The sequence below is a fragment of the Lonepinella sp. MS14435 genome, assembly GCF_042485795.1.
Lineage (GTDB): Bacteria > Pseudomonadota > Gammaproteobacteria > Enterobacterales > Pasteurellaceae > Lonepinella.
The window spans coordinates 1,913,796-1,934,759 of the sequence record NZ_CP169368.1; the positions used below are offsets into that span (position 1 = coordinate 1,913,796).

General features: G+C 40.3%; 15 protein-coding genes and 2 rRNA genes. 3 read left to right on the forward strand and 14 right to left on the reverse strand.

Going from position 1 to position 20,964, the window contains the following annotated elements; all coding sequences use genetic code 11:
* Window positions 1–203 precede the first annotated feature (203 nt).
* Together O1Q80_RS09010 and O1Q80_RS09015 are read left to right on the forward strand one after the other, a co-directional pair.
* Window positions 204–509: a type II toxin-antitoxin system RelE/ParE family toxin gene (locus O1Q80_RS09010; protein WP_386687142.1), complete on the forward strand. Its 306-nt coding sequence runs from the start codon at window positions 204–206 to the stop codon at window positions 507–509.
* Window positions 510–524: 15 nt separating this feature from the next.
* Window positions 525–848 (forward strand): HigA family addiction module antitoxin, encoded by a 324-nt coding sequence (locus tag O1Q80_RS09015; protein ID WP_386690266.1) that lies wholly within the window; start codon window positions 525–527, stop codon window positions 846–848.
* Between the two features lie 126 nt (window positions 849–974).
* On the opposite strand, the gene O1Q80_RS09020 is transcribed toward O1Q80_RS09015, so the two are convergent.
* The 3 genes from O1Q80_RS09020 to O1Q80_RS09030 all read right to left on the reverse strand — a co-directional run bounded on the left by O1Q80_RS09020 (window position 975) and on the right by O1Q80_RS09030 (window position 6,604).
* Window positions 975–2,057 (reverse strand): Fic family protein, encoded by a 1,083-nt coding sequence (locus tag O1Q80_RS09020; protein WP_386687144.1) that lies wholly within the window; start codon window positions 2,055–2,057, stop codon window positions 975–977.
* 185 nt (window positions 2,058–2,242) lie between these two features.
* Window positions 2,243–6,148, reverse strand: coding sequence for an ATP-dependent RNA helicase HrpA (hrpA, locus tag O1Q80_RS09025; protein ID WP_386694608.1), 3,906 nt, complete (start codon window positions 6,146–6,148; stop codon window positions 2,243–2,245).
* A gap of 3 nt (window positions 6,149–6,151) precedes the next feature.
* On the reverse strand, window positions 6,152–6,604 hold the full coding sequence (locus tag O1Q80_RS09030; protein ID WP_386694610.1) for a DUF441 domain-containing protein: 453 nt from the start codon (window positions 6,602–6,604) through the stop codon (window positions 6,152–6,154).
* Between the two features lie 288 nt (window positions 6,605–6,892).
* Between O1Q80_RS09030 and O1Q80_RS09035 the strand changes: the two genes are divergently transcribed.
* Window positions 6,893–7,822 (forward strand): AEC family transporter, encoded by a 930-nt coding sequence (locus O1Q80_RS09035; RefSeq protein WP_386694612.1) that lies wholly within the window; start codon window positions 6,893–6,895, stop codon window positions 7,820–7,822.
* Here O1Q80_RS09035 and O1Q80_RS09040 read toward each other — a convergent pair.
* From O1Q80_RS09040 to O1Q80_RS09090, 11 genes are all read right to left on the reverse strand, one after another.
* On the reverse strand, window positions 7,800–9,389 hold the full coding sequence (locus tag O1Q80_RS09040; RefSeq protein WP_386694614.1) for a peptide ABC transporter substrate-binding protein: 1,590 nt from the start codon (window positions 9,387–9,389) through the stop codon (window positions 7,800–7,802). The genes O1Q80_RS09035 and O1Q80_RS09040 overlap by 23 nt on opposite strands.
* A 13-nt stretch (window positions 9,390–9,402) precedes the next feature.
* Complete coding sequence (gene degS, locus O1Q80_RS09045; RefSeq protein ID WP_386687154.1) at window positions 9,403–10,446, reverse strand: outer membrane-stress sensor serine endopeptidase DegS; 1,044 nt, start codon at window positions 10,444–10,446, stop codon at window positions 9,403–9,405.
* 14 nt (window positions 10,447–10,460) lie between these two features.
* Window positions 10,461–11,576, reverse strand: coding sequence for a bifunctional diaminohydroxyphosphoribosylaminopyrimidine deaminase/5-amino-6-(5-phosphoribosylamino)uracil reductase RibD (ribD, locus tag O1Q80_RS09050; RefSeq protein WP_386694616.1), 1,116 nt, complete (start codon window positions 11,574–11,576; stop codon window positions 10,461–10,463).
* Entirely contained in the window at window positions 11,576–12,031 is a 456-nt protein-coding gene (nrdR, locus tag O1Q80_RS09055) for a transcriptional regulator NrdR (protein WP_386687158.1), read from the reverse strand. Before nrdR ends, ribD begins: the two co-directional genes overlap by 1 nt.
* A 53-nt stretch (window positions 12,032–12,084) precedes the next feature.
* A complete protein-coding gene (locus tag O1Q80_RS09060) occupies window positions 12,085–12,270 on the reverse strand; it encodes a YnbE family lipoprotein (RefSeq protein ID WP_386696178.1) in 186 nt (61 codons plus the stop codon).
* Complete coding sequence (locus O1Q80_RS09065) at window positions 12,270–14,996, reverse strand: YdbH family protein (RefSeq protein WP_386694618.1); 2,727 nt, start codon at window positions 14,994–14,996, stop codon at window positions 12,270–12,272. Before O1Q80_RS09065 ends, O1Q80_RS09060 begins: the two co-directional genes overlap by 1 nt.
* A 2-nt stretch (window positions 14,997–14,998) precedes the next feature.
* Window positions 14,999–15,805, reverse strand: a complete 807-nt coding sequence (locus O1Q80_RS09070) for a hypothetical protein (RefSeq protein WP_386694620.1) — start codon at window positions 15,803–15,805, stop codon at window positions 14,999–15,001.
* Between the two features lie 58 nt (window positions 15,806–15,863).
* A complete protein-coding gene (gene rimI / locus O1Q80_RS09075) occupies window positions 15,864–16,322 on the reverse strand; it encodes a ribosomal protein S18-alanine N-acetyltransferase (RefSeq protein WP_386687164.1) in 459 nt (152 codons plus the stop codon).
* A gap of 8 nt (window positions 16,323–16,330) precedes the next feature.
* Window positions 16,331–17,002, reverse strand: coding sequence for a trimeric intracellular cation channel family protein (locus tag O1Q80_RS09080; protein ID WP_386687166.1), 672 nt, complete (start codon window positions 17,000–17,002; stop codon window positions 16,331–16,333).
* Window positions 17,003–17,108: 106 nt separating this feature from the next.
* A 5S ribosomal RNA gene (gene rrf, locus O1Q80_RS09085) occupies window positions 17,109–17,224 on the reverse strand.
* 210 nt (window positions 17,225–17,434) lie between these two features.
* Window positions 17,435–20,841 (reverse strand): 23S ribosomal RNA (locus tag O1Q80_RS09090).
* Window positions 20,842–20,964 lie beyond the last annotated feature (123 nt).

Here is a 20,964-nt window from a genome sequence, read left to right on the forward strand (position 1 = left end):
GTTAATCATTCACAACGCCATTTTATCCAAAATAGGGGGGTTTGTCCCCAGCCACTAGACAAATAAATATGCAATGATGTTTACTTACTCTGTCAAGAGTAAGTAAAAAGGAATACATTCCTTTTGCTCAAAGAATATGCACACTTGCACTGTGTATTTATTTATTTTACAATAGCACCATATCAATCAATATCAAGGCAAAAATGTTTAATCTCACATCCATTCATTTTCGTGATAATTACCTTTACCGTTTTTTTCAATACGGTGAAAGTCATAGTAAAATTCCTGCGAATTTAACAAAGGTATTGGCACGAAAATTGGATATGATTAATGCTGCGGAAAATCTAAACGACTTACGTTCACCGCCAGCGAATCGCCTTGAATTACTTGAGCCGAAAGAAAATAAAATGTATTCCATTCGGGTGAATAAGCAATATCGACTGATTTTTAAATTTGAAAATAATGAGATTACTCATCTCTATTTAGATCCTCATCATTACGATTTATAGGAGAATACTATGTATGTGACCCAACGCAAACCCACTCCCGTAGGTGAAATCTTACAAGAAGAATTTTTAGCACCATTAAATCTTAAAATTGGTGATTTGGCGGATATGCTTGATGTTCACCGTAATACTGTCAGTGCCATTGTAAATAACAAGTCTAAAATTAGCTTAGAAATGGCAATGAAATTGGCTAAAGTCTTTGATACCACAGCGGAATTTTGGCTTAATTTGCAAAATAACGTGGATTTATGGGAACTCAATAACAATATAAAATATCAACAAAGCCTTGAAAAAGTGAAAACGGCAAAAGAATGGACTGGATTACCAGCTTTTGCGGTATGACAAACAGGGAAAAAATTTCCGACTAACCTTAAATTCATATAAAACATTTCGTAATTCGGGGAGCTTATTGCTCCCCAATCACATTCAACACCCTTTTATCCGAAATCGGATACTTCGTCCCCAACTTTATTGTTCCATTAACAAATGATACAAATCCACATTGATATAAAAATTCTCTTTGCCAATTTTCACTTTCTGCAAAACACCTAACTGAACCAGCTCATCTAACCGTTTCACTGCCGTGTTGCGGTGAATTTGGCAGTCTTCGGCAACAAAATCAATTTTGGTATAAGGGTGTTTATATAAATTATTAATAAGTTCGTGGCTATAGACTTTTGGCAAATTTGCCCTAATCTTTTGCTTGTGCTGTTGCATTAATGCTTTGATTTTCGTCACTAATATGACGGTTTGTTTCGCCGTTTCCGCAATACCATTGAGCATAAACACCAACCAATTATCCCACTGTTTATCCTCTCGCACTGCTTGCAATAAGCGGTAATATTCGCTTTTGTTGTGATTGATATAACGGGAAAGGTATAAAATTGGTGTATCCAATAAACCTTGTTGAATTAAATACAGAATATTGATTATTCGCCCTGTTCGTCCATTGCCGTCATAAAACGGGTGAATACTCTCAAATTGATGATGAATTAATGCCATCTTTACCAAAGGATCGTAATCTATTTGTTCGGAATCGTTAATAAATTGCTCTAAATTTGCCATATATTGCTCAATCAAACCTAACGTTTGCGGTGGCATATAAACGATTTTTTTCGTCTGTTGATTCACTAAACCTGTTCCCTGTTGTTGGCGAAAACCTGCGTTATTACCTTCTAAAACAGCTTGTACATCTTTAATTAAATTCAACGTAATCAATCCGTTAGATTTAACTGCATCAAATCCCAATCGCATTGCTTGTGCATAATGATGCACTTCTTTAGCGGCAACGGTGGCAAATTGTTGGGTTGAAAAATTACTTTGATACAAATCATCTTGCGTGGTGATAATATTCTCAATTTCAGAACTTTCTTTTGCTTCTTGCAATGGCAATGTCCCCAACAAAATATGCTGATTCGGGATCGTTTGCACCAGCCCTTTTAGTTCACCTAATGCCTGATGAGCCTGATTCGTTGCTTTTAATACCGCTTTGGTTTCCACCTCACCTAAAGCAAAAAGATCGGGAATTTGATAGCTATTTTCCATATTCATTCTTACCTCTCTCGCTATAACATACACACATCTTTCTCACTTCTTGTGTATAGCATCCTAACGTACACAAGTTTTTGTGATTTTTTGTGTATATTAACATAACACACACAAGTTTTCTGCATTTCTTGTGTGCGTTATTTTATCATACACAAATTTTTCCGTCTTCTTGTGTATAAACAAACTTGCTACATCTCATTAATAATATTCAACACCCTTTTATCCGAAATCGGGTATTTCGTCCCCAACTGTTGAGCAAACAAACTCACTCTAAGTTCTTCAATCATATAGCGAATTTCCAACACTTCTGCGGAGTGCGGTTTCGATTTTGGCAGTTTTGCTAACAGCTGATTGTAGGCTTGTTGGCATTGTTCTACTCTCAGCATTGCCGCCCGATCTCGGTTGGTGTCTTGGGTGAGTTTGTCTAGGCGTTTGTCTATGGCTTGGAGATAACGCTGTAAATCGGGCAAGCGAGCGTAGCCTGTTTTTTCCACAAAACCCTGATAAATCAAACCGTTCAGTTGAGCTTTAATATCAGACAAGGCAAAGGCTTGGGTGAAATCCATTTTGCCTTTTAGGCGTTTGTTGATTTCAAAGGTGAGCGTGAGCAAGCGTTCTACCTGTTGAGCAATGTCCACGGTAATATCGTTGAGATTTTCTCGCACGAAATCTCGCAATTTATCAAAATCCGTTTCATTCCACACAAAACCGCCAAAATCAGCGATTAGCTTGTCCACACCGCAGGCGATACAGTCATCAATTAATTCCAGCACTTTGCCGAACGGGGTGAAATATAGCCCCAGTTTGGATTTGTTGGGTAATTTTTCGTGTAAATATTTGATCGGTGATGGCACGTTGAGCAAAATTAAACGGCGTAACCCCTGCTGCATTGCCACGCTTTGCTCGTATTCGGTTTCAAATAATTTAATCCCCACGGCATCTTTTTCGTCCGTAATAGCAGGAAAGGCTTTGACCGTAAACCCTTGTTTTTTCTGCTCATAACATTGCGGAAGTTGGTCAAAATTCCAAATATGAATCCCTGATTGCTCAATGCCATCATCTGCCACGGCGGAAATGCTGGCTTGCACCCGATCTTTGAGATCAAATTTAAGCTGATCTAAATTCATACTTTCGGCAATTTTTTTGCCTTTGTCGTCCACCACACGGAAGGTCATTTTTAAGTGCGGTGCAATTTGTTCAAGATTCCATTGCTCAGGTTCAACGGATACACCTGTCATTCGGCGGAACTCGTGGCTTAAGGTTTCCGTCAATGGCTTATCAAAATTGGTTACTCGCCCTAAAAACGCTTCGGCATAATTGGGGGCTGGCACGAAATTGCGGCGGAGCGTTTTCGGCAAGGCTTTGATTAAAGCGATAATCAATTCTTGGCGTAAACCTGGGATTTGCCAGTCAAACCCTGTCATTTCAATTTGATTGAGCAACGGCAATGGAATATGTACCGTCACGCCGTCTGCGTCCGTCCCTGGTTCAAATTGATAAGTCAGTTTGAGCTTAATATTGCCCTGTTGCCAGAAATTCGGGAAATCCAGTTGGCTCACTTTTTGTGCATCATCATTCATCAAGAACGATTTTTCAAAATTGAGCAAATCAGGATCTTTTTGGCTGGCGGTTTTCCACCAACTGTCAAAATGTTTCTGCGACACCACGTCCGCCCCGATGCGTTCATCGTAAAACTCAAATAAAGTGCGGTCGTCCACCAAAATATCACGGCGGCGGGATTTATGCTCCAGCTCTTCCACTTCACGCACTAATTTTTGGTTGGCAAAAAAGAATTTGTGGCGAGTGTTCCAATCCCCCTCCACCAGTGCGGATTGAATAAAAATCGTACGGCAAGTTTGCGGTTCAATTTGGCTAAAATTCACAGGGCGACTTGCCACAATCGGCACGCCATACAGGCTCACTTTTTCATCGGCAATCACTTGCCCACGGGATTTTGACCAACGGGGTTCGGAATAACTGCTTTTACTGAGATGTTTGGCAAGTGGCTCAATCCATTCTGGCTCGATTTCCGCAACCATTCGCCCCCAGAGTTTAGACGTTTCCACTAGCTCCGCTGCCATTACCCATTTCGGCTGTTTTTTAAACAATACCGAATTAGGAAAAATCGCAAAATGCGCATTTCTTGCCCCTAAATATTGGCTTTTTTCATTATCTTTCAGACCGATATGCGACAGCAAACCGCTTAAAAGTGCGGTGTGAATTTGCGGATATTTTGCCGCTTCCGAATTGATCGGCAAGCCCAATTCTCGCACTTGGGTTCTGATTTGATGATAAATATCCTGCCATTCCCGAATCCGCAAATAATTGAGAAAATCCTTTTGGCATAAACGGCGAAATTGGTTTTTGGTCAGCTCTTTTTGGTTGGTTTGAATATAATTCCACAGGTTCAGCCACGCCATAAAATCGGATTTTTTATCGGCAAAACGGCGATGTTTGTCATCAGCGGATTGTTGTTTTTCCTGCGGTCGCTCTCGGGGATCTTGAATAGACAAGGCGGACACAATAATCATTAATTCGTGCAAACAACCCTGTTCTACCGCTGTTAAGAGCATTTTGGCAAGGCGGGGATCCACTGGCAACTGGGCGAGCTGTTTACCTTGTTGGGTTAAAAAGCGTTTTTCGCCAAATTTGGTTTTTCGCCATTCAAAGGCTTGCAATTCTTCCAACAATTTAATGCCGTCTTGAATATGGCGTTTATCAGGGGCATCCACAAAAGGAAAAGCATCAATATCGTCCAAGCCCAACGCCGTCATTTGCAAAATCACGCTGGCTAAATTAGTGCGTAAAATTTCAGGATCGGTAAATTCAGGGCGGTTGTTGAAATCCTCTTCCGAATACAGGCGAATACAAATCCCCTCTGACACCCGACCGCAACGCCCTTTGCGTTGATTGGCAGACGCTTGCGAAATCGGCTCAATGGGTAGGCGTTGCACTTTGGTGCGGTAGCTATAACGAGAAATGCGAGCCGTCCCAGGATCGATCACATATTTGATCCCTGGCACAGTCAAGGACGTTTCCGCCACGTTGGTTGCCAATACAATACGATTCTGTCCGCTCGGGTGGAAGATTTTATTTTGTTCTTGGGCGGACAGACGTGCATACAAGGGCAAAATTTCCGTATGGCGAAGATCTTGTTTTTGCAACATTTCCGCCGTATCCCGAATCTCTCGCTCGCCGTTTAAAAAGATCAGAATATCGCCTCTGCCCTCGGCTTGTAGCTCATCTACCGCGTTAGCAATGCCCTGTAATTGATCTTCTTCATCATTGTCTAACATTGGACGATAACGCACTTCCACTGGATAGGTTCGCCCTGATACTTCTAAAATCGGGGCATTGTTAAAATGTTTAGAAAAGCGTTCTACATCAATGGTGGCGGACGTGATAATCACTTTCAAATCAGGACGGCGTGGCAAGAGTTGCTTTAAATAACCGAGAATAAAATCGTTATTAAGGCTGCGTTCGTGGGCTTCATCAATAATGAGTGTATCATATTGATTTAAATAGCGATCGGTTTGAATCTCCGCCAGCAAAATCCCGTCTGTCATCAGCTTAATTTGGGTTTGCTCGCTGATTTGATCGTTAAAGCGAACCTTGTAACCGACAATACTGCCGAGTTCAGTTTGCAATTCTTCCGCAATACGAGCCGCCACTGAACGGGCCGCAATACGGCGTGGCTGTGTGTGTCCAATCAAGCCTTTTTTGCCTAAACCCAGTTCTAAACACATTTTCGGTAATTGCGTGGTTTTGCCCGATCCCGTTTCGCCTGCAATCACCACTACTTGATTTTCACGAATTAATTGTTGAATTTCCGCTTTGCGTTGGCTGACAGGTAAATTTTCGGCAAAAACGATCGGATTTTTCACCGCACTTTTACGTTGATTTAAACGTTCTTGTGCCTGTTGAATTTGGCTTTGAATTTCAGCCGCCACGGCTTGTTGGCTTTGTTCATTTTTAATTTGAGCAATGCCCTTAATGCGTGCGGCAATTTTCCGTTCGTCAAGGATCATAACGTCCTTGAGTTGGTGAAATAAGGTTTTTTGCAAGGGATTTAATGGGGTTTTGTTTGGTTTCATGATTTATTTTACCCCAATTAATAGAGATAAAATCCCTGCTGCAATCAAGGGACCGACTGGAATACCGCCGAGAAATGCCACGCCTAGCACGGTACCAATCAATAAGCCCGTGAGTAAAATCGGTTGGGTTCCCATTAAACTGACCCCACGTCCACCGAGCCATGCTACCAATGCTCCCACTGCCAATGCTACTAACATTTTCCAATCTAATAGGGATTTTATATCGGGTAATTGAATTTTACCTGACACCAGCGGACTGAGTACGCCGATAGTTAAAATGATAATTCCGATGGTTAAGCCATTTTTTTCTACAAAGGGGATGTATTGGCTCAAGAAAGTTTGTTGCATTAACAATAAGATAGCGGCAGAAATAGTAATTGAGCTGTTGTGGCTGAGTACGCCGAGTAGAATCAGTACGACCAGTAATAGGGCAATGGCGTTGAATTGTAGTGACATTTGTAATCCTTTTTTGTTTGCTGTTATTTTTGCCCCCCTTCCCCCTTCGGGGACTTCCCCCCGCAAGCAGGGGGAAGGAAATTTTATCTTCGCTCTTCGGGAACTTCCCCCTCAAGCAGGGAAGGAAATTTTTATCTTCGCTCCCCCTGTTTACGGGGGGAGCTGTCCGTAGGACTGAGGGGGGCTTGCAGAAATTTCTCCCATTATAACAAAATATCACATTTTTTTATTTCCATTTTTAGCCAAAATCGGTACTATGAAATCCCACTCATTCAACGGAAACGTACTATGGATATTGCCTTAATTCTAGCCAGTAAAATCGCCGAACTCACTTTAATTGTATTATTGGGTTACGGTTTGGTAAAGTCGAAATTATTGCAACCGAAAGATACTTTTCCCCTTTCGGTGGTCGGGGTGTATATTATCAGCCCTGCGGTGATGATTAAGGCGTTCCAAATTGATTACAGCCCTGAATTGTTGCGTGGCTTGTTGTTATCCGTTTCAATGGCGATCCTGTTGCATATTATTTTAATCAGCTTAGGTGTGGTGCTAAAAAAGGTGTTTAAGCTAGATGGGGTTGAACACGCTGCGGCGATTTATTCTAACTCGGGTAATCTGATTATTCCCTTGGTGATGTCGATGTTTGGCGATGAATGGGTGATTTATGCCACTTGTTTTATTGTGGTGCAAACGGTGTTATTTTGGACTCATTGCCGTGGTTTAATTTGTGGAGAAAAATCTTTCTCCCTGAAAAGAATCGTAAAAAATATCAATATTTGGTCAATTATTGTGGGAGCGACCTTGTTTGCTTTTCAGATTAAATTACCGACTATTGTGGTGGGAACATTGTCGTCCATCGGGTCATTTATCGGTCCGAATGCGATGTTAATTGCAGGTATGCTAATCGCAGGTATTCCGTTACGCAGTATTTTATCATCGAAACGGGTTTATTTAGTCACCTTTTTACGCTTAATTTTTGTGCCACTTTGCTTAATGGTAGTGATTAAACTAGGACATTTTGCCAACCTTGTAGAACACGGAGAAACCATTGCGTTAATCAGTTTCTTAGCCACCATTAGCCCAGCAGCGGCTACTGTAACACAGATTGCTGTGCTACACGGCAAGGATGCGAAAAAATCCAGTGCGATCTATGGTGTGAGTACGATGCTTTGTGTGATTACCATGCCGTTAATTATTACTTTGTATCAGTTGCTTTAGGCGAATTTAAACGATAAAGATCTTTACTATAAATCACACTGGTCGGGTTAATAAGATTATAACCTGCTACGCTAGGGGCAATACTAATCGGCATTGCATATTGAAAAATAGGTACTACCACATCTTCTTGTTGTATCCGTTCAATAATTTTGCGATAAAGTGCGGTGCTTTTTTGGTCAGAAATATCACTTGCTAAGGTCTGCTCTAACCACAAATCAATTTCTTTATCTGAAAATCCCATTTTATTATCCGCACTTTTTGAATGTAACAGAGATAAAAAGGCTGAGGGATCATTGTAATCAGCACACCAACCTGAACGGATTATCTGGAAATCCCCTTTACTTCGTTGCTCCAATAATGTTTGATAAGAAACAGGATCCGCCTGCATACGAATTAAATCTGACTGTGACCATGCTCGAATTAAATGTTCTGCTATTTGTTTATGCAACCCATTATCATCGTAGGTTAAACGTAAATTTAGAGGTTTTTGCTCCGTAATACCTGCTTGCTGTAACTTCTGTTCAACCAGCGTAGGTTCAAAATCTCGTTCCTGCTCAAATTGCATATTATTAGGTAAATAATTAATACTATTTGGCATAATAAAAGGCGACTGAGGCAAGATATTACTTGGAACCATAGAAACTAAGGCATTGCGTACTGCTTTTTGTTTTAGCATCGGATCATGAAAATTAAATTCATAAAAATATGTACAAAGCTGAGGGAAATAATGGGTATTCGCCACTTTTTGTTGTACATTTTGAATAATATCAATGGAGCGATTTGCCTGTGAGGAACCCATTCTTTGATAAATCACTTGACTAAATGATCGACTATTTTCATGCCAATAATAAGGGTTTCGACTTAATTGAATATAATCCTCAAACTGTTCTGCTATTTGATAAGCCCCATTTGAAACCAAATGCCCTTGTGGATCGACATTCGAATAATTTGGTAACAAGGCAATATGCACCAACATTTTAGGTAAATAAGGGGTGGATTTATCTAAGCTGATTTGTAACCTATGTTCATCCAAGGCTTGCACGCCAAGCTGTTGTTCAGGTAGAGTTTTCTCAATTACCGCAGTAGCATTTTTCACATTCATATAACGTAAAAATTGTTTTTGCGGATTATCCGACAACGCTAATTGTTGCCAACTGCGTACAAAATCCTGTGCGGTAATATTTTCGCCAGTTGACCATTTTGCATTATTCCGCAAAGTAAAAATCCATGTTTTTTGATCCGCACTTTTCCAGCTTTCCGCTACACCTGCGGTAATATTACCTTGCGGATCATAAATCACTAAGCCCTCAAATAAATCTCGTAACAGTGCAGCTTGCTCAGGTTGCTGAATTTTTTCAGGGTGTAAAATAAAATCATCATAAACCCCTCGTGTTAATATCTCAGCTTGATAAGTTGATGGATTTTCTATTTGGGTTGTTGGTGGCAAAGATGGTTTAATCGGTGTTTGCTTGGGTTTGTTGGGTTCGCAAGCAAACAAGCAAATTAGGCTGAAAATTACCATAATAAATAATGTGGTAAATTTTATCCCCTTTATTTTGCTGTTCATGATCCCTCGTTCCTTAATTTACTGGATATTCTTCTATTGTTACAGGCAATTCAAAAATTCGACCTAAACGAGAAATCACCACTTTTACTTGCGTATTCGGTTTAGTATTGCTAATTACTTGCATTATTTGATCTGGAGAATTAGCGACCACATCATTAAATTTCAACATCACATCTCCAGCTTGAATACCTGCTTTGGCGGCGGGTCCATTAGTTACCACATTTTCAATTAAAATACCTGTACTAGCCGCATCATTTTGTCCATTACTAAACAAAATATTGCTTTGTACCCCAAAATAACCACGAATAACTCGACCATCACGGATAATTTTTTTCATCACATCATTAGCAATTTCGATGGGAATTGCAAAACTTAGTCCCTCTGCAATTTCTGTGGCATCTTTACCAATACTTAATGTACTAATTCCAACTAATTCCCCTAAAGAATTAATTAATGCTCCGCCTGAATTACCACGATTAATAGATGCGTCCGTTTGAATGAAATTTTGGCGCCCCACAGTTTCCCCCACCGCATTTCGACCTGTCGCACTAATGATTCCTTGTGAAACGCTTTGCCCTAAGTTATAGGGATTACCAATCGCTAAAACTACATCTCCAACATGAACTTGACGTTCAGGATTTTGTGGAATCGTTGCCAACTTATCAGCTCGAATCTTTAATACCGCAAGATCGGTTAAACTGTCTGAACCAATCAGATTAGCTTCAAATACCCGTCCATCTTGCAAAGCCAGAATAATTTGATCCGCATTTTGAATAACATGTTTATTGGTCAGAATATAGCCATCTTTACTCATAATCACGCCAGAACCCAGATTATGAGTAGATACCTCTCCAGCATCTAAATTGGAATTACTGGTAAAAGTTTGGTTATACACATTAACCACCGCTGGGGAGGCGATCCGCACTGCGTCTTTAAAGGACATGACTTCGCTGGTTAATTTCAATGCGTTGCCGCCAGTAAATTTAGGAATCACAAACAAGATCAAACCAGCACATACTAAGCCAATTAACGCAGATTGTAATAATTTCTTTATCATAAATGCTGTTCCTATTATGTTCGGTGATAAATGGTTTTTAAATCACTGTCTATCTGTTCAACGGATTGTAATTGCCATTGCGGTGCATCTGCCAGTTGATGAAGATGAGGTAATTTACATAATCCACGAGCTTGATCCCCCAATAATTTAGGGGCAATATAAACAATCAGTTCATTTACTAAATTTTGTTCAATTAACGCCCCTGCAAAGGTCGCTCCACACTCAACCCACAGGCTATTAATTTGACGATTAGCAAGCTCTTGCATTAAAGCTGGAAGTGCGGTCTGATTTTCGGCAATTTTTAACTGAATATGCTGACAAAAATCGGGATAATTTGATAAATCACGTACCTTATCACTCACTAACCACACTGGCGAGTTGGTTCTGAAAAGCTGATGACTAGGTAATATTTTATGCTGAAAATCCACAATAATACGAATCGGTTGACGTAAATCTTCGATAGCATATTCTTGTTGAATCTTCGCTGGTAGTTGTTGCCAACGCACATTTAAACTGGGATCGTCTGCGATTACAGTAGCAGAAGTAGATAACACCGCTGAGGCTTTGGCTCTTGCTTGTTGCACATCTGAGCGAGCTAATTCACCTGTAATCCATTTACTTTCCCCGTTCGCCATTGCTGTACGCCCATCTAAGCTCATTGCCAATTTCAGTTGCACAAAAGGCAAACCTGTTCGCATACGGTATAAAAAGCCTTTATTTAAGTTTTCCGCTTTTTCTTGCAATAATCCTACGGCAGTTTCAATGCCTGCATCTTGCAACATTTGCAAACCTCGTCCTGCGACTTGCGGATTAGGATCTAACATGGCAGCAATCACTTTACTTACACCAGCCTCAATTAATCCTTTGGCACAAGGCGGTGTACGACCATAATGTGAACAAGGCTCTAAGGTAACATAAGCCGTGGCATGTTTAGCCTGTTCGCCAGCTTGACGTAATGCCATGACTTCAGCATGGGGTTCGCCAGCTTTAAAGTGAAAACCTTGCCCAACAATTTGTCCATTTTTCACCAACACGCAACCGACCGAGGGATTAGGCGATGTGGTAAAACGCCCACGTTTCGCTAAATCTAACGCAAGTTGCATAAATTCTTGATCTTGTTGGCTAAACATTAGGTTAAATCCTTGATTTTATCAATTTCTTCAGAAAATTCGTTAATATCTTCAAAACTTAAATACACTGAAGCAAAACGAATGTATGCCACTTTATCTAATTGTTTTAATTCGTCCATCACCAGATTTCCTACCAATTTACTTGGTACCTCTCGTTCGCCAGTGGCTTGTAATTGATGAATAATATGACTGATTGCTTTTTCTACATCATCTTCACTCACTGGGCGTTTACCCACTGCATGTTGAATACTATGGCGAAGTTTAATTTCATCAAAGGGTTCTCTGGAGCCGTCTTTTTTTATGACCCGAGGTACAATAAGTTCGGCAGTTTCAAAGGTCGTAAAGCGTTCATGGCATTTAATACATTCACGACGACGACGAACTTGATAACCCTCCGCCACCAAACGGCTATCAATGACTTTAGTATCTTCTGCGGAACAAAAAGGACAGTGCATAATAATTTCCTTAAATTTTCCCTAGTTTAGCAAAATTTCTGGCTTAATAGGGGTTATTTTTCAATAGCTTTCTTGGTTGTATCGTCCATTTCCACGTTAATTTTATGATCAACCACTACATTCATATTAATCGTAATCCCCTCTTTGGGTGTTTCTAGTTGTACTGTTGGAGTACAAGCAGTTAATCCCACTAAGCTGATTAATATAAAGTGCGGTGTGAATTTCATTATTTTTTTCATCATTTATTTAACTTTTGATAAAGGTCGTATTCTAAATTTTGTTCAAATGTTGAACCGTAATTAATCATATTCCACAATTCATATACATTTTCTTGATGATTATAATTCAACGTAATTGGATTTTTGTTTCTTTTAGTCGGGTTATAACCTTTTATATTTGAAGATAATTTTAACATTCCATTGGGTTCAAGATTGACGCTAGCAGTTAAATTCTGCAAATTCATTTCACTGACTACATCTGCTAAAATCCCCTCAGTTAGTCCCCCTGATTTTAACCCTTTCACCAGCTCTGGTCCTAATTTTAAATTCACATCTTGGTTGTCTGTTTTGGTAATTTCACCATGACAAATTATACAATTTGCATTTTCTAACCAAAATGGAAAAGTAGCATTCACTCGACCAGTTAATCCCACTTGCGTATATTCTGCCATGGTCAAAGCCTGTGATAAATCAATATCATGTAATTGTACATTGGCAATTTTTTGTTGCGGTAAAGCAAATTTATTAACGCTTACTTCGCCACCCAACATATTTAATTTTAGCTCACTTAAAGTTAGTGGTCGCTTTTTCGTATAAGGATAATAACCTTGCACTTTTACACTTAAATTTTCTGCAACTAATACCCCTGATTTTAAATAATTTATCGACACCTGAACAGGATTTTTCACTAATTCCACCCTATCATTAACATAACGATAAGGTAAAGCAAAGGCTATGCCGCGTAATTCACCATCTGGAAACACAATTTCACCCTGATGAATGGAAAAATGTCCGCCCATTTGTAAGCCACGTTCAGTACTCACATCAAAATCTGTTTGTCCTTTAATGGTGCCTTTCAAAATTTCCCATTCCCATTTCTGTGGAAATAACGGTTGGAACACTTTCGCTGATTGTTCCAACCAATAAACTCGTCCCACCAATTCATCATGACGATAATGAGCAAATAATTTTATCGGACCTAAACTTCCAGCCGTCATATTACCTGATAAATTAAAATCTTTGATATGCGTCCCATCAATACCAAGATCCAATATTGGATTAAGCAAATGACCGCCATAATCTAGCCGAACTTCTGGAATTTTTGCTTGCAATAACCCTTGTAGTTTGTGTTCCTCATAATACCAACGGAGTGTATCTTTTAAGCTCAGATCAATTTTCGGTACATGAATACCCGATGTATGGAACTGTCCCATATTGGCTTGAAGTTGTTGGATTTCTACCCGATCTGACTGCCATGCACCTTTTCCATTAACATTAATCGTACTCTTTAATGCTTTAACTGTTGCTTTGCCTTTGAAATTCCATTTCCACCAGTTGCTATCATCGCTACTTAATATCTCACCATTTCGCCAGATAGCGGTAGTACGTAAAGAAAATAAAGAGGTTACGCCTGCAATAAATTGATTCGCTTGCCCATCTAAATGTAAATCAAGGTCCGCAAATTGAGCCGTGTTACCTTGTAAAAACGCCTGTAATCGCCCTCCAACACCGTATTTTCCAATAATCACATCCGCTAAAGGCACTCGTACATTCATGTTAGCATCAGGTTCTTTCCAGTTAACGCGTAAAGTAGATTTTTCTTTAAACAAGGCAAACAGATCATTTTCATCACCTCGCACATCAAATACTGCATCAACGTAGGCAATAGATTGATCATATTTAACATTGCCATGTGCTTGTAAAGGAATGTTTATTTTTTCTTTACCGATAGTACCGTTTGTACCATAAATAACGATATTGCCTTTACCAGCCTCACCTGAAGAAAATAGGCTTAAACGCATATCCAGATCAAGAGGTAGCCAATTCTCACTGCTTTTTCTTAGCGTTAAATTTACTACACCTCGCATAGGTTGTTCTAATGCAGATATATCCCAATAAAACTGACTTTTTTCAATTTGTAGCTGATTTTCCGTTACGCTAAAAGGTACATTCAAAATCTGTTGTTGATGCTCTATATCTTGTAATATTAACTCGCCCTGATTATCTTGCCATTGTAATGATAAATTTGCCTTATTTAATGGCAAATCATCACGTTGCCAATGTAAATTTAATTTACCTTGCTTAGGTATATCAAACAGGTTGTGCTGTAATGTTGTCTGAAAATCTAACTGATGCTGTTGTTCTGCTTGCGGTTGATAGCTTAAATTACCCGTTAATTGTTGATTTACTAGTGTTGCATTTAATTGAAAAAGATTGTTTTCTGCTTCATTTCCCATTGCTTCCAGAGTAAGTTTTTGCCCCTGATAAATAACCTTGGTTGATAATCGACTTTGCAATAACTGTTGAACTACTGGTGAAGTCACTTCTTCTGTATTAATAAATTGCAAATCGGCAATTTCAATATCCATGTCGGGTAAACTAGCTAATAGTGCGGTTAAATCCAGTTGACTTTCTGTTTGTTCATCTGACGTAGGAATTTGTAAGATACAAGCATAATCCACAATCGCTTTTTCCGCTCGCAAAGATCGAGAATCCCACCATTTGACCTGTATATTTTCTAACTGCACTAAAGGGCAATTAGTCGGGTTATTTAGGTTAACAATAAAAGAACTAAGATTAGCATCAGTTGCTGACACTTTTGTTTTTTCCGCAATTTTAATGGAAATTTCTTGCCCTAGAAAATAATTTACCGCCCACTCAACATTGCTTGGTGATATGGCTAATAGCCCTACCGCTAAGGCAGTAATAATCAGGATTGCAGGGAAAATAAGAAATTTCTTAAACATAACTAAATATACGCCAAGATAGACCAAATCGGTAAAAATAAGGCAATAAACAATAAAACCACCTGTGTTTGATAGCTCAATTTTATTTTTCTAATAATATGTATTGCCAAAATTGCCATTAAAACCAAGTGCGAAATAAAGTAAACTAGAAGTGCAAAATAATTCGTAAAAAGCACCGCACTTTGGCTGGTTGTAATTGCCATAAAAATTAACACAGTAATGATATTTAGCAATAGTAAAACTGACATAACAAACGGCAATAAGGCAATAAAACCTTGCAAGCGGTTACGCGAGATAACTAAAGCAAAATTTGCTAACATCACGCCAATTAATAGTTGAGCAAACGGGCTATAAATAATGGCATACGATAGGGGACGATTTATCAGCAAAAACAGGTAAATAACCACACCAATCAATCCAAACATCACACCGAATAATAAACGTTTATTACGTAACTCATCATCTTCTTTTGGTTGTTTTAAGGCAATAATGGTCATTAATAGCCCACAAATGCTCATAGATAACATTGCAATTTGGTGGGACCCCAATAAACCGATAATCCCAGTTACTACCCAATAAACCCCAAAAAAACTCTGAGCAATAGTTAAACGCCCTCGTTGTCCTAAGCAAATTTGCCCTTGCATAAATACTATGGAACAAAGTAATTGAGCAGTTAAAAAAGCTAACGGAAAATACGTAATATCTACTGGTTGTCGTAAAAATAAGGCATAAAATTCGATAATTATAGGCAATAAGACAGGAATAGATGATAAAAGTGCGGTTTGTTTTACTGTAGTTTCTTCTGACATATTGGTTAAACGTGGTTAATATCTAATGCTGTGATTATACTGACTTTAACCAACTAAATCAAAAACCCAAATAGGCTGCCATTACGATCGCATTTTCACGTTTACCGTCTGGGGTTGGATAATAATCTCGACGTACGCAAACTTCATTAAAACCACATTGTTCATACAATTTTTTGGCTTTTTGATTGCTTTCTCGTACTTCTAACCAAAGTGTTTTTATCCCTTTTTGTTGTAATTGTGCAAGTAAATGCTCAAGCAATTTAAAACCAAGTTTCTGTCCTTGAAATTTAGGATCAATGGCAATATTAAACAAAGTCGCTTCATCTACTACAATTTGACTAATAGCAAAACCCACTATTTGATTATTCAAGTTAATTTTTAGATTATGATAACGTTCACCCTGATTATTCTTTAACGTTCCTAATGACCATGGCACTAGATGAGCGGCTTGTTCAATTTCAAATAAACGATCAAAATCCTGTGGATCAATTAATTCAATTTGAATGGCACTAGACATATTGTTCCTTATTGACGTTTTTTAGGTAAACGATCAATGTCTGTTTTTTTCTCAATTTCTTGTTCTTGATAATCAAAAACAGGTAATCCCCACTCAAAGCGAATAGCTAATAAGCGAATAATAAAGCCACTGAGTAAAGTGATTATCACTACAAGATCGTGCTGAATATTTAATTCGTGTAACCCGATATAGATACAAGTTGCCAACAATGCAACACTCGCATAAAGTTCTTTTTGGAAAACAAGAGGAATACGATTACAAAGCAAATCACGCAACACGCCACCAAACGCTCCTGTAATAATCGCAGCAATAATTGCAATAGTATAACCATGCCCCATATCTAAAGCAATTTGAGCACCAATAATAGAAAATACGATTAGCCCAACGGCATCTAATACCAAAAATATTGTACGGAAATAACGCATAAAATGATGAATTAAAGGGGCAATAAAGACTGTTAAAACCGCAGCACTCGCCACGATGAGAAAATATTCAGGGTGCTTCACCCAACCTAAGGGGTAATGCCCCAATAATACATCACGTACGGAACCACCGCCAATAGCGGTCATGGAGGCAATAATAATTACGCCAAAAATATCCATTTTTTCCCGTCCAGCAGCTAATGCTCCAGTAATAGCTTCGGCGGTAATTCCTATAATATAAAGAACAGAAAGTAACATATATCCAACATTGTTGATAAAAGTGCGGTTGATTTTAACGTAGTTTTAAGAGAATAGCAAAAACCCCAGCTACTCACGTAACTGGGGTTTTACTTGATAATAAAAAACCTGATGGCGACCTACTCTCACATTGGGATTCCCAACACTACCATCGGCATCACAGCATTTCACTTCTGAGTTCGGCATGGAGTCAGGTGGCACTACTGCATTATGACCATCAGGAAATCAGGGGTCAGATGACAGGTTTCAGACGGCAGTACCGTGTGTTATCCTGTATCCTACTTAATTCTTTCCTTTTTGTATTTTGTTCTTTAAATTTGAAACAAGCTGTCTGTTCGATTTTCTTTTTTGTCTGTTCGTTACTTTCACGCTCTTCAACTGTCTTCTGTCTTCTGACATCTGTCTTCTGAATCAAAACCACTTGAGCGTTGTATAGTTAAGCCTCTCGGGCAATTAGTACTGGTTAGCTCAATGACTCACATCACTTACACATCCAGCCTATCTACGTCTTCGTCTTAAACAACCCTTACACACTTCTGTGTGGGAGAACTCATCTCTTGGCAAGTTTCGTGCTTAGATGCTTTCAGCACTTATCTCTTCCGCATGTAGCTACCCAGCAATGCTTCTGGCGAAACAACTGGAACACCAGGGATGCGTCCACTCCGGTCCTCTCGTACTAGGAGCAGCCCCAACCAATTCTCCAACGCCCACGGCAGATAGGGACCGAACTGTCTCACGACGTTCTAAACCCAGCTCGCGTACCACTTTAAATGGCGAACAGCCATACCCTTGGGACCTACTTCAGCCCCAGGATGTGATGAGCCGACATCGAGGTGCCAAACACCGCCGTCGATATGAACTCTTGGGCGGTATCAGCCTGTTATCCCCGGAGTACCTTTTATCCGTTGAGCGATGGCCCTTCCATTCAGAACCACCGGATCACTATGACCTACTTTCGTACCTGCTCGACTTGTCCGTCTCGCAGTTAAGCTTGCTTTTACCATTGCACTAACCTGACGATGTCCGACCGTCATTAGCAAACCTTCGTGCTCCTCCGTTACTCTTTGGGAGGAGACCGCCCCAGTCAAACTACCCACCAGACACTGTCCGAATACCCGTTCCAGATATTTCGTTAGAACATCAAACGTTAAAGGGTGGTATTTCAAGGTCGTCTCCACTCAAACTGGCGTTTAAGTTTCTCTGACTCCCACCTATCCTACACATCAAAATTCAAGGTTCAGTGTCAAGCTATAGTAAAGGTTCACGGGGTCTTTCCGTCTAGCCGCGGGTACACCGCATCTTCACGGCGATTTCAATTTCACTGAGTCTCGGGTGGAGACAGCCTGGCCATCATTATGCCATTCGTGCAGGTCGGAACTTACCCGACAAGGAATTTCGCTACCTTAGGACCGTTATAGTTACGGCCGCCGTTTACTGGGGCTTCGATCAGGTGCTTCTCTTTCGATAACACCATCAATTAACCTTCCAGCACCGGGCAGGCATCACACCCTATACGTCCACTTTCGTGTTTGCAGAGTGCTGTGTTTTTAATAAACAGTTGCAGCCAGCTGGTATCTTCGACCGGTTCAACCTTCATCTGTAAAAGACTACAATCTACGCCGGCGCACCTTCTCCCGAAGTTACGGTGCTATTTTGCCTAGTTCCTTCACCCGAGTTCTCTCAAGCGCCTGAGTATTCTCTACCTGACCACCTGTGTCGGTTTTCAGTACGGTTTAGATAAACCTGAAGCTTAGTGGCTTTTCCTGGAAGTGTGGTATCAACAACTTCGCTCCCTTAGGAGCTCGTCATCACGCCTTAGTGTTGAATGGGGATTCGGATTTGCCTAAATCCCCCACCTACACGCTTAAACAGCCATCCAATAGGCTGCTTGCCTAACCTTCTCCGTCCCCACATCGCAATTTATCCAAGTACGGGAATATTAACCCGTTTCCCATCGACTACGCTTTTCAGCCTCGCCTTAGGGGCCGACTCACCCTGCCCCGATTAACGTTGGACAGGAACCCTTGGTCTTCCGGCGAACGAGTTTTTCACTCGTTTTATCGTTACTTATGTCAGCATTCGCACTTGTGATACGTCCAGCAAGCCTCTCGACTCACCTTCTTCCGCTTACACAACGCTCCCCTACCCAATCAGGGTACAGGTTTTAGGATAAAGGGTTCAGTTTTTCTCTAAACTCTTCGCTAAACCTTGAAGCATTTTAGCAATTTCTTCGTATTCATTACGCCATCTTTGCCAAGTTTCTTCATTTACATAGTTCAAGTCAACACAATATCTTAACCAAACTCTTGTTTCATCAGCACTTCCTGCTGCTATCTTAACAAATCGTTTAAACTCTATCATTGATTCCTGTTTGGCAAATCTTTCTGCTATATTGGCACAAACACTTTTACTTGAACGTCTTAGTTGGTCTGCCAGTGCATATTGTTCAATCTTAGGAAAATTTAAACTCGCCTGATGAACTTCTAAAGATATTTTATAAGCTCTTTTGAATACATTTAAATCTTCAAATCGTTTTACCATATCACTGACTCCTTATTCCTAAAACCTATACCCTGAATGCCGCAGCTTCGGTGCTATATTTTAGCCCCGTTACATCTTCCGCGCAGGCCGACTCGACTAGTGAGCTATTACGCTTTCTTTAAATGATGGCTGCTTCTAAGCCAACATCCTAGCTGTCTAAGCCTTCCCACTTCGTTTCCCACTTAATATAGACTTTGGGACCTTAGCTGGCGGTCTGGGTTGTTTCCCTCTTCACGATGGACGTTAGCACCCACCGTGTGTCTCCTGAGTATCACTCTTCGGTATTCGCAGTTTGCATCGGGTTGGTAATCCGGGATGGACCCCTAGCCGAAACAGTGCTCTACCCCCGAAGGTGTTCGCTCAAGGCTCTACCTAAATAGATTTCGGGGAGAACCAGCTATCTCCCGGTTTGATTGGCCTTTCACCCCCAGCCACAAGTCATCCGCTAATTTTTCAACATTAGTCGGTTCGGTCCTCCAATTAGTGTTACCCAACCTTCAACCTGCCCATGGCTAGATCACCGGGTTTCGGGTCTATACCTTGCAACTTGCCGCCCAGTTAAGACTCGGTTTCCCTTCGGCTCCCTTATTCAGTTAACCTCGCTACAAAATATAAGTCGCTGACCCATTATACAAAAGGTACGCAGTCACCCCATCATTTAATCCCACTGCTTCTTTTTAGGTTTGACTCGCTTCGCTCGTCTTACCGTTAAAAAGTGCGGTGCTTTTCTCACCATTTAATGCGATTAAATGATGGGGCTCCCACTGCTTGTACGTACACGGTTTCAGGTTCTATTTCACTCCCCTCGCTGGGGTTCTTTTCGCCTTTCCTTCACAGTACTGGTTCACTATCGGTCAATCAGGAGTATTTAGCCTTAGAGGATGGTCCCCCTATCTTCAGACAGAATTTCTCGTGTTCCGCCCTACTTCTTGTTAGCTTAGTACCACAATATAACTTTCAGATACGGGACTATCACCCTGTGTCGTTGAACTTCCCAGTTCATTCTCTTCGTTTTATTGCTATCTCTAACGGCTCCTCCGCTTTCGCTCGCCGCTACTCACAGAATCTCGGTTGATTTCTTTTCCTCGGGGTACTTAGATGTTTCAGTTCTCCCGGTTTGCCTTGTTAACCTATGTATTCAGTTAACAATAGTAGATTCTTCATCTACTGGGTTTCCCCATTCGGATATCTTGGATTAAACGCCTCTTATCGACTCATCCAAACTTTTCGCAGATTAGCACGTCCTTCTTCGCCTCTGATTGCCTAGGCATCCACCGTGTACGCTTAGTCACTTAACTATACAACCTCAAGTGCTTTCGCACAGACGTCAGATAACAGGTTTCAGACAACAGTCCTAATACCTTTTTTACCCTTAATCTGCTTTACTTTCAGTTGATTTTAATAACTAGACTTGTGTGCTT

Coding starts and splice junctions, on each gene's coding strand:
- nrdR (WP_386687158.1), bottom strand. CDS start 12,031: ATGCACTGTCCTTTTTGTTCCGCAGAAGATACTAAAGTCATTGATAGC.
- degS (WP_386687154.1), bottom strand. CDS start 10,446: ATGATAAAGAAATTATTACAATCTGCGTTAATTGGCTTAGTATGTGCT.
- O1Q80_RS09070 (WP_386694620.1), bottom strand. CDS start 15,805: ATGTCAGAAGAAACTACAGTAAAACAAACCGCACTTTTATCATCTATT.
- hrpA (WP_386694608.1), bottom strand. CDS start 6,148: ATGAAACCAAACAAAACCCCATTAAATCCCTTGCAAAAAACCTTATTT.
- O1Q80_RS09065 (WP_386694618.1), bottom strand. CDS start 14,996: ATGTTTAAGAAATTTCTTATTTTCCCTGCAATCCTGATTATTACTGCC.
- O1Q80_RS09080 (WP_386687166.1), bottom strand. CDS start 17,002: ATGTTACTTTCTGTTCTTTATATTATAGGAATTACCGCCGAAGCTATT.
- ribD (WP_386694616.1), bottom strand. CDS start 11,576: ATGTTTAGCCAACAAGATCAAGAATTTATGCAACTTGCGTTAGATTTA.
- O1Q80_RS09030 (WP_386694610.1), bottom strand. CDS start 6,604: ATGTCACTACAATTCAACGCCATTGCCCTATTACTGGTCGTACTGATT.
- O1Q80_RS09035 (WP_386694612.1), top strand. CDS start 6,893: ATGGATATTGCCTTAATTCTAGCCAGTAAAATCGCCGAACTCACTTTA.
- O1Q80_RS09010 (WP_386687142.1), top strand. CDS start 204: ATGTTTAATCTCACATCCATTCATTTTCGTGATAATTACCTTTACCGT.
- rimI (WP_386687164.1), bottom strand. CDS start 16,322: ATGTCTAGTGCCATTCAAATTGAATTAATTGATCCACAGGATTTTGAT.
- O1Q80_RS09060 (WP_386696178.1), bottom strand. CDS start 12,270: ATGAAAAAAATAATGAAATTCACACCGCACTTTATATTAATCAGCTTA.
- O1Q80_RS09020 (WP_386687144.1), bottom strand. CDS start 2,057: ATGAATATGGAAAATAGCTATCAAATTCCCGATCTTTTTGCTTTAGGT.
- O1Q80_RS09040 (WP_386694614.1), bottom strand. CDS start 9,389: ATGAACAGCAAAATAAAGGGGATAAAATTTACCACATTATTTATTATG.